The following is a 13195-nucleotide window of genomic DNA, read 5'->3' as shown; positions in this document are numbered from 1 at the left end:
CCGGAACCATGAAAAGAAAACTGCTCCTTCTCCCCCCACTGCTGGCCGCATTGGCCGGCCGCGCCCAATCCGAAGCCGATATCCTCATCCGCAATGCGCGCATCGCAGACGGTACCGGCAACTCCTGGTATTACGGCGAAGTGTCGGTGAAAAACGGGCGCATCCTCGCCGTGACGCGGCTTCCGCAAACCCTCAGCGCCGCAAAGGTCATAGACGCCGGCGGGCGCATCGTAGCGCCGGGGTTCATCGATGTGCATACCCATATCGAAGACGATGAATTCAAAGTGCCCACGGCCGAAAGTTTCCTTATGGACGGCGTTACGACCGTCATCACCGGGAATTGCGGCTCCTCCAATACCGACCTCGCGCATTACTTCCATCAGCTCGACAGTATGACCATTTCCATCAACGTGGCATCTTTGATCGGGCATAACGACGTCCGGCGAGCCGTGATGGGAAGCACCAACCGCCCGCCCACAGCGGAAGAGCAGCGGAAAATGGAATCCCTCGTCGAAAAGGCGATGCAGGACGGCGCGGTAGGCCTCAGCACAGGGCTTATCTATGTACCCGGCAACTACGCGCAAACGCCCGAAGTAGTTGGCCTCGCCAAAGCCGCCGCGAAATACGGCGGCGTTTACGCCACGCACATGCGCAACGAGGGCGATGCCGTGGAAGCCGCCATCAACGAGGCGCTCACCATCAGCCGGGAGGCCAATATCCCCGTCGAGATCTCGCATTTCAAGATCGGCGGGAAACAAAACTGGGGCCGCTCCACCGTCACATTAGGCATGATCGAGAAAGCGCGGCGCGATGGACTGGAAGTCACCATCGACCAATACCCCTACACCGCCAGCAGCACCAGCCTCAAAACGATGCTGCCCGACTGGGCGCTTTCCGGCGGGCACGATTCCGTCGTGTATCGGCTCACGACGCCCGGTATCCGGAAAAAGATCGTGGGGGAGATGACGGGCATCTATAAAAAACGCCGCCTCAAAAACCTGGACTACGCCGTAGTGGCGTATTTCGAGGCAGACACGACGCTCAACGGGAAGAACATTTCCGAAATCAATAAGTTAAAAGGGAAGAAAAGCACGCTGACCAACGAAGTGGAAACCATCCTCGACCTGGTGCAGCAGGGCAGCGCGGGCATGGTATTTCACGGGATGAGCGAGGAGGACGTGAAGCGGATCATGAAATATCCTTTCAATATGTTCGCGTCAGACGCCAGCATCCGCGAATTCGGTGTGGGCGTACCGCACCCGCGGGGCTACGGCACCAACGCCCGCGTGCTGGGCAAATACGTGCGGGAAGAAAAAGTGCTGGGGCTGGAAGAAGCCATCCGCCGGATGACTTCGCTGCCGGCACAGAAATTCAGACTGGCGCAACGGGGCCTGCTCGTACCGGGCTACGCGGCAGACATCGTGATTTTCGACCCCGCCACCGTCAAAGACCTGTCCACCTTCACACATCCCCACCAGTATTCCACCGGTTTCAGCCATGTGATCGTAAACGGCGTGCTGACGATCGAGAACGGGCAGCACAACGGCGCCCGCAAGGGGCAGGTGGTGCGCCTGGGCCGGTAAGGATCAGTCTACACGGTCTTCGGGCCCGAGCGACATCATGAAACTGCTGATGAGCGACAGTACCACGCTGAACAGGAGCGCCCACCAGAAGTTGTCTACCTTGAAACCTTTCACCAGGCTGCTGGCCCACAGCACGATCAGCGCGTTGATCACGAGCAGGAAAAGGCCGAGGGTCACCACGGTCACGGGCAGGGTGAGGATGACGAGGATAGGCTTTACGATCAGGTTGAGCAAACCCAGCACGATAGCGAGCAGCAGGGCCGTCGTAAAATCCTGGAGCTTGACGCCCGGTAAAAGGTACGCGGTCAACAGTGCGGCGAGCGCCGTCACGAGGATCCGGATAAGAATTCCTAACATTGGATAATTTGTTAGTGCTTTTACAAAATACACAAAAAGCACGCGGAATGTTTAGCCGCTGCGGTATCAGATCACGATCAGCTCATAAAAATCTTCCGGCACCAGGTACAGGCGCGCCATCTGCTGCAACTCTTCCGCGGATATGGTTTTGATCGTACGGATGTTGTTGTAGAAGTAATTTTCGTCGAGATCGTTGAGGATAAGGTTTTTCCACCGCTGGATCACCTGGAAGGCGCCGTCGAGGTCGCCCAGGATAGACCCGATCATGAAATTCCGCACCAGGCTCAGTTCTTCTTCCGGGATCGGCTCTTCGCGCAGCCGGTTCATTTCAAGATAAATTTCCGCGATCGCTTTTTCGCAAACATCCCGTCCGGCTTCGGTCTGGATGTTGAGCGCGCCCGCCTGCCTGAAATTATAGAGCTGCGAATGGATGCCGTAAGTATAGCCTTTCTCTTCGCGGATATTGCTCATCAGCCTCGAGCCGAAATATCCGCCGAATATGGTGTTCAGCACCAGCATCTTCGGAAAATCGGGATGGTAGCGGTTCGGGAACGCTCTCGCCACGCGGATGCTTCCCTGCACGCCGTTTTCATCGTTGAAGATGCGGTATTTCTTTTCTTCCGCAGGCAGGATCGGCATTTCCGGACGAATATTATGCCGTTCGCCGTTCCATTTCGTGGTCCCGAAATACTGGTTCAGCAAAGGAATGATATTGTCTGGCAAATTGCCCGCGAGGAAGATCCTGCAATTATTGTAGGTATAATGCTGTTGATAAAACCCGCGCAAACTCTCGGTCTGCAGCGCATCGTAGGCCATCATGCTGCTCACGCGGCCGTAGGGATGGAACTCGCCGAAGAGGTATTTATCGATGTGCCGGTTGGCGACGAACTCGCTTTTCTGCAGGTTTACGGCCAGCTTCTGCTTCATGTTCTGGGTGAAGATCGCCAGTTCCTGTTCCGGGAACACCGGGTCCTGGATCACTTCCTGGAGCGTGGGCAGCAGCTCGGTGATGTGCTTGCTGAGGCAGTGGAGCGTGTAGGTGGCGTTTTCATGGAAGGCGCCACGGTTGAGATAAGCGCCATGGTACTCGATCATCTCGTTGATCTCGAGCGCGGAATGCGCCGAGGTGCCGTTCTTCATGAGAAAGTTGGTGGCGGAGGCCACGAGGTTCTCCGATTCGTACCAGCTGCCTGCCGGGAACACCAGCTCCAGCTGCAGGGTTTCCTGCTCGGAAGAGCGCACCACGTATACGGGTATGCCGTTGTCGAGCCGGAACTGCTCCAGCGGCTTGAGTTGTATGTCGAAGTTTACTGCGTCTTTTATTGCGGGTGCCTGTCTTCTGTTGATCATATTCTTAATTTCCTGCGTAATAATGGATCGTGTTGGCGTTGGCGGGAGAGAAGATCGCCTTCGCCTGCTCCTGGATGTCGGCCACGGTTACCGCCTCGTATTTGGCGAACTCCGTATTCATATCGGCGGCATCGCCGATCAGTTCATAGAATGCGAGGTTGTTGGCGCGGGACAGCAGCCCCATGTCCTCGAATGCCAGCATGCTTTCCACGCGGTTCTTCACTTTCTGCAATTCCCGCTCGGAGATGAGCTCGTTGCGGAGTTTGTCCAGCTCTTCTTCCACGGCTTTTTCCGCGTCTTTCATCTTCACGCCCTTCACCAGCTTGCCTTCGATGGCCATCAGGCCTGCGTCCAGGCTACCGAAGTGATAGCATTCGATGTTGCTGAAAAGTTTCTTTTCCTTTACCAGCGCCTGGTGCAGGCGCGAAGAACCACCACCGCTGAGCACATCGCTCACGAGGTCGGCCGCATAATACTTCGGATCGATGCGGGAAGGCATGTGGTACGCCTTGTACAGCGCGTCCAGCGGCACTTTCGACTTGATCTCCAGGAAATGCGGCGCATCCTGTACCGGCTCCTGCGGCAGATGGCGGACGTACCGCTCGCCGCTGGGAATGTCGCCGAACCATTTCTGGGCCAGCTCCTTCACCTGCGCTTCCGTCACCTTGCCCGCCACCACGAGGATCGCGTTCTGCGGGCGGTAATGGCGGAAGAAGAACGACTTCACGTCTTCCAGCTTCGCGTCTTCGATATGCTTCAGCTCCTTGCCGATGGTCATCCAGCGGTAGGGATGCGTGGAGTAGGCCAGTTCGCGCATTTTATGCCAAACGTCGCCGTAAGGTTTGTTGATGTAATGTTCCTTGTATTCTTCCACGACCACTTTCCGCTGTACTTCGAGCGATTTTTCGGAGAACGCCAGGGAAAGCATGCGGTCGCTTTCCAGCCAGAATGCCGTTTCGAGGTTTTCGGCGGGCAGCTCTATATAGTAATTGGTAAGGTCGTTGGTCGTGTATGCGTTGTTTTCGCCGCCTGCCATTTGCAGGGGCTCGTCGTACTCGGGGATATTGACGCTTCCGCCGAACATGAGGTGCTCGAATAAATGCGCGAAACCGGTCTGGCGGGGGTCTTCGTCCCTCGCGCCCACATCGTACAGCACATTCACCACCGCCATGGGCGTGGTGGCGTCTTCATGCACGATCACGCGCAACCCGTTATCCAGCGTAAACTTTGAAAAATGAACCATATGCCGAATATATAAAAATAATTGCCGGCAACCGCCGGAGTGGCGGGCCGAAACATGCAAATCTACGACAAAAGCCGTTCCTTACAATATGCTGCGGATGGGCAGCTGCTTTACCATGAGCTCGTTGTTGCGCATGAGCAGCAGTTTCGGGCGGGTACCGATGTTCTTGAGAATGTCGCGGTAGAGCTGAAGATTGGTGGAAAAATTGTTGTTGATGGCCAGGATCACGTCTCCCACCTTGAACCCGGCTTTTTCCGCCGGCGAATTGCGGATCACGTCCGTCACCTCGATCCGGTTATCGATCAGGTAAATGATGAGGCCGGTGTAGGAATAGTCGAAATGATCGCGGTAGTGGGTGTTGGGGATGAGGTGGATTTCCTTCTTGGCGTAATTGAGGGTAAGATTGAAGCGCCGCAGCAGGTCATTGCCGATCATCCCCGCCAGCGAAGGGTAGGAGGTGATGTTGGTGATATCGTCGAACAGGTAGGTGGGCACATTCCGGAAAGTATAGTTCCCGATGCGGAATTCGTTCATGGTGGTGATGTACATCTGCATCTTTCCGCCGAGGCCCTGCGCTTCGGTGGGGATCACTTTGGCTTTGCGCTTCACGAGCAGGGAGCTGTCTTTCACGAACTGCGTGGTGAGCAGCAGGCACATCCCGGCGCCGGTATCGAAATAATACCGGTGGTTCACGTTGCGCTTGCCGCTGCGGAGCGGGGCGCCCACCACGGGGATGAAGGTCAGGTTGGGCTTGAGGATTTGTCCGCCGCGGGGATATTTGAACGCGCCGTTAGACCACATGGCGATTTCTTCCTTGTCATAATCCACCTGCATGATGTAGCGGTGGAGGAGGCTGTAACCGATGATGCCGTCTATCTGGATGCCATATACCTGGCTGATAAGCTCGTAATTATTGATATGGAAATCGAGGCTGTCTACGCTGAGGCCGGGCAGGTGAAGGGTGTTGTCTGCCGCATAGGAGATGTTCTTGCTGGCGGCGAGGCCGCGGACCACTTTATCCGACGGGGTTACTTTCAGGCCGAGGCGCACGCAGGTGGCGGTGTCCAGCGAAATGCCGGCGCTGCCGGTGTCCAGCAAAAACTGGAGGGTGTCGGGATGATCGTTGAGGCGGGCGGAAACGACCACAACGCCTCCGTAGTACTGCTTGAAGGGAAAGCGGGTGATGAGCCGGGCTTCAGGCTCGTGGTGGGCGGTTTCGGCTCCCTGTGCGTAGGTTTCACACGGGGCATACAGCAGGCTCAGGATCAGGATGATAACGTGAAAAATGGATTTGGCTCCCATATAAGTTTGCGGAACGGACGGGCGACCGCACCCGTCTATCCCAGTTAAATTTAACATTTCCTCCGATACCCCGCGCTTCGAAATCTTACAAGCGGCAAAATAATTTATGGGGATACCCTACCTTTGCTGACAAGATGCAATTACAGGATTTATACAGGAAAGCACAGCAGTTTGAATTTCTCACGGCGGAAGAAGGCGTTTTCATGTTCCAGAACGCGCCCCTGGCCGAATTGATGGAAATCGCCAACGAACTGAGGAAGCAACAGGTACCCTCCGGCAAGGTGACCTGGCAGATAGACAGGAACGTGAATACCACGAACGTATGCACCGCCAATTGCAAGTTCTGCAACTTCTACCGGATCCCCGGGCATAAGGAAGCCTATATCACTGATATTGAAGAATATAAAGTCAAAATAGAAGAAACCTTCAAATACGGCGGCGACCAGCTCCTCCTGCAGGGCGGCCACCACCCGGAACTGGGGCTAAAGTTCTATGTAGACCTTTTCCGCCAGCTTAAACAGCTCTATCCCCACCTCCGCCTCCACACCCTCGGCCCCCCGGAAGTGGCGCACATCACCAAGCTCGAAAAAAGCACGCATATCGAAGTGCTCCGCGCCCTCAAGGAAGCCGGGATGGACTCCCTGCCCGGCGCAGGCGCCGAAATCCTCAACGATCGCGTCCGCCGGCTCATCTCCAAAGGCAAATGCGGCGCAGCAGAATGGCTCGACGTGATGCGCGCAGCTCATAAGCTCAACATCGCATCCTCCGCCACCATGATGTTCGGCCACGTGGAAACCCTCCTCGAAAGGTTCGAACATTTGGTAGACATCCGGCAGGTACAATCCGAAAAACCGGAAGGGCACTACGGTTTCACCGCCTTCATCCCCTGGACGTTCCAGGACGTAGACACCCTGCTGGCGCGCATCCGCGGCATCCATAACACGTCTACCGCAGAAGAATACATCCGCATGATCGCCATGTGCCGCATCATGCTGCCCAATATCAAAAACATCCAGGCATCCTGGCTCACCGTAGGCAAACAGGTAGCGCAACTCTGCCTCCATGCCGGCGCCAACGATTTCGGGTCGATCATGATCGAAGAAAACGTAGTGAGCGCCGCCGGCGCACCGCATAGGTTCACCTACAAATCCATGCAGGAAGCCATCCGCGAAGCCGGTTTCGAACCGCAGCTCCGCAACCAGCTCTACGAATACCGCGACATCCCCGAATCCATCCAGGAACAGGTGATCAATTACTAATTATCTCGAAAAGAATATAGCAACTGCCGGCCATCGCGCCGGCAGTTTGCGTTAGGGAGCCCGCTAACGGAAAACACGCAGTTTTATTGTGTCAAATCCTTGTATGACAAGCATTTACAATACCTTAACAGTTCGGTGAAAAGAATGTTAAATCGGGGCATCGCGTGTATCATTTGGTCCTCATCCAACGTCTAACAGGTACAAAAACACCAAACGATGAAGACCAAGATGAAACTTTTGACCGCAGGGATATTGACCGGACTGGTGTTGTTCCTCGGAGCCTGTTCCAGCACGAAAGTGACCTCTTCGTGGAAGGAACCGGAAACCTCACTGCAGAAAGACCAGAAAATCATGGTGCTCGGCCTCGTGAACGACCGCGAAGGGAGATTGCGTGGACAAATGGAAAAAGAAATGGTACTGGCACTCAAAAAGCAGGGATACCAGGCAGTTTCCGCATATGATGAATTCGGGCCCAAAGCATTCAGGGGGCTGAAGGAAGAACAGGCACTGAACAAACTCCGGAAAGGCGATATCGACAAGGTACTCACGATCGTGATGCTCGATAAATCGAAAGAAAAAAGCTACGTGCCCGGCAATAACTTTTACGGACCGTTCGGCGGCCCATACTACGGCCGCTGGTGGGGATATTACAACTGGATGTACGGCAGGGTATACGATCCCGGCTATTACACCACCAATACCCGCTATTTCCTCGAATCGAACCTGTATAGCATCAGCGATAAGCAACTGCTCTACTCCATCCAGACAGAAACCTTCGACCCCGCGTCCGCCGAGCGGATGGCAGTGGTGTACACCAACAAGGTTGTGGCTGATATGACCCGGCAGCAGCTGATCGGCAGAAATTAAGTGTAGTACAGTACCGTCATAATCAAATCAACAGGTGACTTACCTCCGGGTGGGTTGCCTGTTGGTGTTTTAGCCGGTTTTTTATTATGTTTACCTGCCCGACCATATGCTAGAGATACCTGTCAACACCGAAATCCGGCTGCGCCAGCTGCAAACGGACGATGCGCCGGCCCTGTTCCGGCTGATCCATGATTCCCGCAAAACGCTCCGGCGCTTTCTGCCCTGGGTCGATTACAATACTTCCGAAGAACATTCCCTCCGGTTCATCGAACTGATGCTCCAAAAGGCAGACGAGCAGGAAGCCGTCGCTTTCGGGATATGGTACAACGATGCGCTTTGCGGCGTGATCGACCTTCACGGCTGGGACCACATCCTCCAGAAAGCTGAAATCGGATACTGGCTTGGCAACGTCCACCAGGGAAAAGGCATCGTCACGGAAGCCTGCCGCGGCCTCGTAGCCTATGCCTTCTCGACCCTCCGGCTCAATAAACTGGAAGTCCGCTTCGTCCTCCAAAACGAAAAAAGCGCGCAAATACCCATTAAACTGGGCTTTACGCGCGAAGGCATTCTACGGGAGAGCGCCAAGCTGCATGGGCAGTATGTAGACATGGTGGTGATGGGGATGTTGCGCCACGACTGGCAAAAATCCCGCACCTGACCTCCCTTATACGTCACAAATCTGAACGCCCTGGCGGAGGGACGCCAGTTTGTCTGGCCGCTTGGGCACAAACTCCTGCGCCACGAAACCTTTGAAACCGGTATCCACTATGGCCTGCATGATGGCGGGGTAGAAAAGTTCCTGGGTTTCGTCGATCTCGTTGCGCCCCGGCACGCCACCGGTATGGTAATGCGCGATGAATTGCTGGTTTTCCCGGATGGTGCGGATTACGTCGCCCTCCATGATCTGCATGTGGTAAATGTCATAGAGCAGCTTGAAGCGGTCGGACCCCACGGCCTTGCAGAGCTCCACGCCCCAGTTCGTATGATCGCACTGGTAATCTTTATGGTCCACCTTGCTATTGAGCAATTCCATCACCAGCGTTACTTTTTTCTTTTCGGCATAACCGATCACCTGTTTGAGGCCTTCTGCGCAGTTGATGATGCCCTGCTCGTCGCTGAGGCCGTTGCGGTTGCCGGAGAAGCAGATGAGATTGGTGAACCCGGCGGCGGAGGTTTTGTCGATCAGGTCGCGGTAGAATTCCACCAGCGGCGCATGATGCTCTTTCCGGTTCCAGCCCCGGGAAATGCCCCAGTCTTTGGAAATAGATCCCACCATCGCACAGGTGAGGTCGTACTTCTTGATGGTTTCGAACTGTTCGGGCGAAATGATCTCGATGCTTTTGATGCCCATGTCTCGGGCCGCCTGGCTGAGGTTTTCCAGCGGAATGCCGCCGTAACACCAGGCGCAAACGGAGTGGTTCACTTTGCCTTTGAGGGCGGTACCCACGGCGCTTTCGTGTGCGGAAACGCGCTCGCTGAGGGAGGAAAGGGCTGTGCCGGCCAGTGCCATAGTCGCTACTTTTTTGATCGCATCTCTGCGGGATGAAGGTGTTGTCATAACGTGGACGATTTTACCGGACATGAAAATATGGCTTTTCCCGACGGAATGCAAGTTTCGGACGGGCTGCGAAAGGATGGCGGTGCGCATCCAAATGACCAGTCGCATTCGTATATACATGCAGCAGGGGCAAGCGTTTAGGAGAAAAACGGGGGATGATGGCACCCTGCCATGTAACTTTTTGGCGGGTAATTTGATTATATAGATATAAACCCGTGCGTATGGAAAGAAAATCTACTCCCAGTCTGATCGTTTGCGTGGTGATGGACCTCATCGGCCTCGCCAGCTATGCGGTGCCTTTGCTGGGGGAGGTGAGCGATGTGATCTGGGCGCCAATTTCGGCGGTGGTGTTCTACCGCCTGTTCGGTGGCCCGGTAGGCCTTTTCGGCGGCGCCTTCAACTTCATCGAAGAGCTGTTTCCCGGTCTGGACTTCATCCCTACCTTCACCATTGCGCGGCTCGTGGTTTACCTTTCGAACCATTGGGCGGCGCAGGGCAAAAAACGTGTGGTTAACGATTTGAAAGGCGCCAGACGAGCTTAAGGGCAGACCAGCCCGCGTCTACGGCGCAGACCTTTACATCTACCAGCCCCAACCCCAGGGCCACATCCCGGACCACGTTTTCCGACACGTCTGAGGGTATCCGGGAAGATTTTTTCGGCCAGCTTACCCAAATGCTGCCGTTTTTCGGGATTTCGTTCGCCAGTTCCGGCAATTCCTTTTCCAGCAAAGATTTTTCCTGGTAAAACGCATGAATGACGTCCGCATTCCGCTGCACGATCTCTGCGGTGGCCGGCATGCCGGCGAGCAGTTCCCGGTAATGGGGAGGCGCGTGCAGCGGCCGCAATCTTGTGTTTTCGCGGATGCCCAGTTTTTTGAAGAGCGGTGTGCCGGAGTAACCTTCGGTCATGCGTTCAGATTTCAGGGAAGATAGGATTTTTCCGGGCCGTCAGCGGATGATCGGGGGCGGGGGAGCACCGTTTTGCCCGCCGAACCGGTTGAAAATCCAGGTGAAGGAAAGCATGAAATAGCGGCGGAGCACCATATTCCGGGTGTCTTCGATATAGTTGTCGGCCACCGTCCGGTTGACGCTCACGCTTTGATTCAGCAGGTCGTACACATGCAACCGCAGCACACCCTGGCGCCGGGGCAGGAATGTTTTGGCGATAGACGCGTTGATGCGGGTAAACTGTTGGTCAAACCCTTCTCCACGGCCCGTTGTAGCGGTATATAGCGTCTGTGCGTTCACCACCACATCCCAGGGCAGGGTAACCGCTCCATCGAGGCTGAGATCATAGTTGAAATATTTCGCATTGTTCTGCGGGCTCGCGGAGAAACTCGCATCGTTGAACGTTACCCGGGCTTCTGTTCCCAGATACAGCTTGTCCCGCATATTAAAATTGAAATTCACTACTTGCCCCAAAGTCAGGTTGTTGGCGAAATTTTTGGCGCCATTCACGAGACTAGGCTCCTTGCGGTAACCCGCTTCCGTCGTGAAGTTGAAGGCCGCTTTCTGGGATTTGGCCAGCGGCAGGCCGATCACCGAAAACGCATTCAGGTTGTAGCTCCCGTTCATGTTCACCGGTTTCGTTACCTGCACGCCGTCCTGGCGCAGCGTAGTCCCGTTCACGATTTTGTTGAGGTTGACCATCCCCGTCATCCCCAAAAACCAGCTCCGGTAATTCTCCTTGTTGAACGTATTGTAGGAAATGTTGAGCATGTTTTGAAAAGAAGGCTTGAGATCGGGGTTTCCCTGCCTGATCAGCAATGGGTTCGAGAGATCGGGAACGGGTTGCAACTGGTCGAGCGAAGGCTGGGAGGTATTGCCCCGGTACGTCATCTTGAACCGCTTGTTCTGCGAAAAATTATACGCGAATTGCGCCGTGGGCGAGAAGTTGGTGGTTGCCTGGGCGATCGTTTCCCCTTTCGTCAGGTTACGGCTTTCCAGCATGTTCCGCTGCACGTTGAAGCCGACGGTATAGTTGTATTTCAGCTTCTCCGTGCGCAGGTTGAGGCCCGCCTGGTGGTACTCCGTGATGTTGTTGAAATGATTGGTGAGGCTGTCGTTCAGCAGATCATATTCCCCGCCGGGCTTGCTGCGGTCCCAGGTGTAGCGGTCAGACGAGCTCAGGCCGTTATTGTACGTATAATTGACCTCCAGGAACCGGTTGCGGAAAACAGGCTCGGTATAGGCGAGCCGGATGTTGTACTGCCGCGACGAATTTTCGGATTGCACTTTCTGGTCGATCGTGTCCAGCCGCGATTGCCCGTTCAGTGAAAACCGGGTGTAGGCTTCGTTGAAACTGGTGACGTCGCTGTTATTGTAATTGTAGGTGAGGTTGGCGCTGAGCGTACGTCCCTTTTTCCTGAATTTCCGGCGAAGCAGGGCATTGGTGGAAATGTTCGGCGTTTTGGACGAAGCGATCGTACTGCTACGGTTGGTGTTGACGGTGTCCCGGTCATTATCGAGCGTGGTGCTGAAGCGTTGGGAGTAACTGTCGTTGTTGGAGTACACGACGTTCGGCGTTACGATGAAGGAGTAAAACGAATCGATATCTCCTTCCAGCCGCATATTCATATTGTGTGTGGTGGCCGTGTTGAGGCCGTTATTCGCGTCCTGGACGTAGCTCGATGAATCTTTCCGGAAAATATTTTGGCGGCTGCCGTTGGATTCCGTTTCCGTTCGCCCGTCGTTGACGTGATAGCTGCCGTTGACTTTGAGTTTCTGTGAGGTGCTGTTGTTGTATTGCACTCCGCCGAACCAATTCCGGGAGATGCCCGTTGACCCGCCCATGTTGCCCAATCCGCCTTCGGGATTGCTGGTGCCGTTGGTGTTGTTGGCGCTGCCGATGAAGGAATACTGTTTATCTTTCCGGAAGGCGTTGATGTTGGCGTTGCCGGAGAACCGATTATCGGTACCGTATCCCGCCGTTGCCCGGCCGAAGAACCCTCTGCGCTTATTTTCCTTCACGGTGAAGTTCAGCACCTTTTGGGTTTGACCGTCGGGGATGCCCGTAAATTGTGCCTGTTCGCTTTTCTGGTCGATGAGCTGCACTTTTTCCAGGATATCGGCGGGCAGGTTGCGCGTGGCCATTTTAGGATCGTTGCCGAAGAAGGGCTTCCCGTCCACCAGCACTTTCGAGACCGTTTCGCCACCGGCTTTGATGGTACCATCGCGCTCCACGGTGATGCCCGGGAGTTTTTTCAGCAGCTCTTCCACAACGGCGTTTTCCTTTGTTTTGAACGAGCTGGCGTTGTATTCGATGGTGTCTTCTTTCAGGGTGATCGGTTGGCGGAACCCTTCCACATCGATCCGCGCGAGGTTGATGCCTTTCGGTGCCATGGCGATATTTCCTGCAGAAATGGAGGTAGCGGTATCCGACACCTGGAGCTCGCGGGTATATTGCGTGTATCCCATGTAAGCGATCACCAGCCGCAGGGAGCCCCGCTGGGTAGCCGTAAGGGTAAACCGCCCGAGGGAGTCCGTCACGGCATGGGCGGCCGTCACGGAATCCTTGCCCAGCAGGGCCACGGGGGCATTAGGGAGCGCTTCGCGGGTAGCCTGGTCGGTAATGCGGCCGGTTACACGGAATTCGCGTTGCTGGGCGCGGGACGCGGTGGCAATCCCGAGCACCAGCCATATGGTCAACAGGCATATCTGACGGATCTTCTTCATG

General features: G+C 55.3%; 12 protein-coding genes. 5 read left to right on the top strand and 7 right to left on the bottom strand.

The window, feature by feature from the left end; genetic code table 11:
• Positions 1–8 precede the first annotated feature (8 nt).
• Positions 9–1583, top strand: coding sequence for an N-acyl-D-amino-acid deacylase family protein (locus ACQKLP_RS00745; protein WP_427319126.1), 1575 nt, complete (start codon positions 9–11; stop codon positions 1581–1583).
• A gap of 3 nt (positions 1584–1586) precedes the next feature.
• Here the strand turns inward: ACQKLP_RS00745 and ACQKLP_RS00740 are convergent, their stop codons facing one another.
• The 4 genes from ACQKLP_RS00740 to ACQKLP_RS00725 all read right to left on the bottom strand — a co-directional run bounded on the left by ACQKLP_RS00740 (position 1587) and on the right by ACQKLP_RS00725 (position 5835).
• Positions 1587–1940, bottom strand: coding sequence for a phage holin family protein (locus ACQKLP_RS00740; RefSeq protein ID WP_126249236.1), 354 nt, complete (start codon positions 1938–1940; stop codon positions 1587–1589).
• 66 nt (positions 1941–2006) lie between these two features.
• The gene (locus tag ACQKLP_RS00735; RefSeq protein ID WP_427319124.1) at positions 2007–3290 is read right to left on the bottom strand and encodes a M16 family metallopeptidase; all 1284 of its coding nucleotides are present in this window, start codon (positions 3288–3290) and stop codon (positions 2007–2009) included.
• Between the two features lie 4 nt (positions 3291–3294).
• The gene (locus ACQKLP_RS00730; protein ID WP_427319122.1) at positions 3295–4533 is read right to left on the bottom strand and encodes a M16 family metallopeptidase; all 1239 of its coding nucleotides are present in this window, start codon (positions 4531–4533) and stop codon (positions 3295–3297) included.
• Positions 4534–4614: 81 nt separating this feature from the next.
• Positions 4615–5835 (bottom strand): aspartyl protease family protein, encoded by a 1221-nt coding sequence (locus ACQKLP_RS00725; protein WP_427319120.1) that lies wholly within the window; start codon positions 5833–5835, stop codon positions 4615–4617.
• Between the two features lie 134 nt (positions 5836–5969).
• Here ACQKLP_RS00725 and mqnC point away from each other — a divergent pair, with 134 nt between their 5' ends.
• The 3 genes from mqnC (at position 5970) to ACQKLP_RS00710 (ending at position 8619) form a co-directional block, all read left to right on the top strand.
• Positions 5970–7094 carry a cyclic dehypoxanthinyl futalosine synthase gene (gene mqnC, locus ACQKLP_RS00720; protein WP_427319118.1) on the top strand — a complete coding sequence of 375 codons (1125 nt, stop codon included), beginning with the start codon at positions 5970–5972 and terminating at the stop codon, positions 7092–7094.
• A gap of 216 nt (positions 7095–7310) precedes the next feature.
• Positions 7311–7961, top strand: coding sequence for a hypothetical protein (locus ACQKLP_RS00715; RefSeq protein WP_427319116.1), 651 nt, complete (start codon positions 7311–7313; stop codon positions 7959–7961).
• 106 nt (positions 7962–8067) lie between these two features.
• Positions 8068–8619, top strand: coding sequence for a GNAT family N-acetyltransferase (locus tag ACQKLP_RS00710; protein WP_427319114.1), 552 nt, complete (start codon positions 8068–8070; stop codon positions 8617–8619).
• A 6-nt stretch (positions 8620–8625) separates the two neighbouring features.
• On the opposite strand, the gene ACQKLP_RS00705 is transcribed toward ACQKLP_RS00710, so the two are convergent.
• Positions 8626–9519, bottom strand: a complete 894-nt coding sequence (locus ACQKLP_RS00705) for a hydroxypyruvate isomerase family protein (protein ID WP_427319112.1) — start codon at positions 9517–9519, stop codon at positions 8626–8628.
• Positions 9520–9740: 221 nt separating this feature from the next.
• Between ACQKLP_RS00705 and ACQKLP_RS00700 the strand changes: the two genes are divergently transcribed.
• A complete protein-coding gene (locus ACQKLP_RS00700; RefSeq protein WP_205687108.1) occupies positions 9741–10061 on the top strand; it encodes a hypothetical protein in 321 nt (106 codons plus the stop codon).
• Here the strand turns inward: ACQKLP_RS00700 and ACQKLP_RS00695 are convergent.
• The gene (locus tag ACQKLP_RS00695) at positions 10030–10428 is read right to left on the bottom strand and encodes a hypothetical protein (protein ID WP_427319110.1); all 399 of its coding nucleotides are present in this window, start codon (positions 10426–10428) and stop codon (positions 10030–10032) included. The genes ACQKLP_RS00700 and ACQKLP_RS00695 overlap by 32 nt on opposite strands.
• A 39-nt stretch (positions 10429–10467) precedes the next feature.
• Positions 10468–13194 carry an outer membrane beta-barrel protein gene (locus ACQKLP_RS00690; protein ID WP_427319109.1) on the bottom strand — a complete coding sequence of 909 codons (2727 nt, stop codon included), beginning with the start codon at positions 13192–13194 and terminating at the stop codon, positions 10468–10470.
• Position 13195: the final 1 nt, after the last annotated feature.

This window comes from Chitinophaga sp. NPDC101104 (assembly GCF_050277495.1).
GTDB lineage: Bacteria > Bacteroidota > Bacteroidia > Chitinophagales > Chitinophagaceae > Chitinophaga.
This window is presented reverse-complemented; position numbering and strand designations above follow the sequence as displayed.

Bases quoted from the DNA above. Each gene is read 5' to 3' on its own strand.
- ACQKLP_RS00700 (WP_205687108.1), top strand. From the start codon at position 9,741: ATGGAAAGAAAATCTACTCCCAGTCTGATCGTTTGCGTGGTGATGGAC.
- ACQKLP_RS00695 (WP_427319110.1), bottom strand. From the start codon at position 10,428: ATGACCGAAGGTTACTCCGGCACACCGCTCTTCAAAAAACTGGGCATC.
- ACQKLP_RS00690 (WP_427319109.1), bottom strand. From the start codon at position 13,194: ATGAAGAAGATCCGTCAGATATGCCTGTTGACCATATGGCTGGTGCTC.
- mqnC (WP_427319118.1), top strand. From the start codon at position 5,970: ATGCAATTACAGGATTTATACAGGAAAGCACAGCAGTTTGAATTTCTC.
- ACQKLP_RS00710 (WP_427319114.1), top strand. From the start codon at position 8,068: ATGCTAGAGATACCTGTCAACACCGAAATCCGGCTGCGCCAGCTGCAA.
- ACQKLP_RS00730 (WP_427319122.1), bottom strand. From the start codon at position 4,533: ATGGTTCATTTTTCAAAGTTTACGCTGGATAACGGGTTGCGCGTGATC.
- ACQKLP_RS00735 (WP_427319124.1), bottom strand. From the start codon at position 3,290: ATGATCAACAGAAGACAGGCACCCGCAATAAAAGACGCAGTAAACTTC.
- ACQKLP_RS00740 (WP_126249236.1), bottom strand. From the start codon at position 1,940: ATGTTAGGAATTCTTATCCGGATCCTCGTGACGGCGCTCGCCGCACTG.
- ACQKLP_RS00715 (WP_427319116.1), top strand. From the start codon at position 7,311: ATGAAGACCAAGATGAAACTTTTGACCGCAGGGATATTGACCGGACTG.
- ACQKLP_RS00745 (WP_427319126.1), top strand. From the start codon at position 9: ATGAAAAGAAAACTGCTCCTTCTCCCCCCACTGCTGGCCGCATTGGCC.
- ACQKLP_RS00705 (WP_427319112.1), bottom strand. From the start codon at position 9,519: ATGACAACACCTTCATCCCGCAGAGATGCGATCAAAAAAGTAGCGACT.
- ACQKLP_RS00725 (WP_427319120.1), bottom strand. From the start codon at position 5,835: ATGGGAGCCAAATCCATTTTTCACGTTATCATCCTGATCCTGAGCCTG.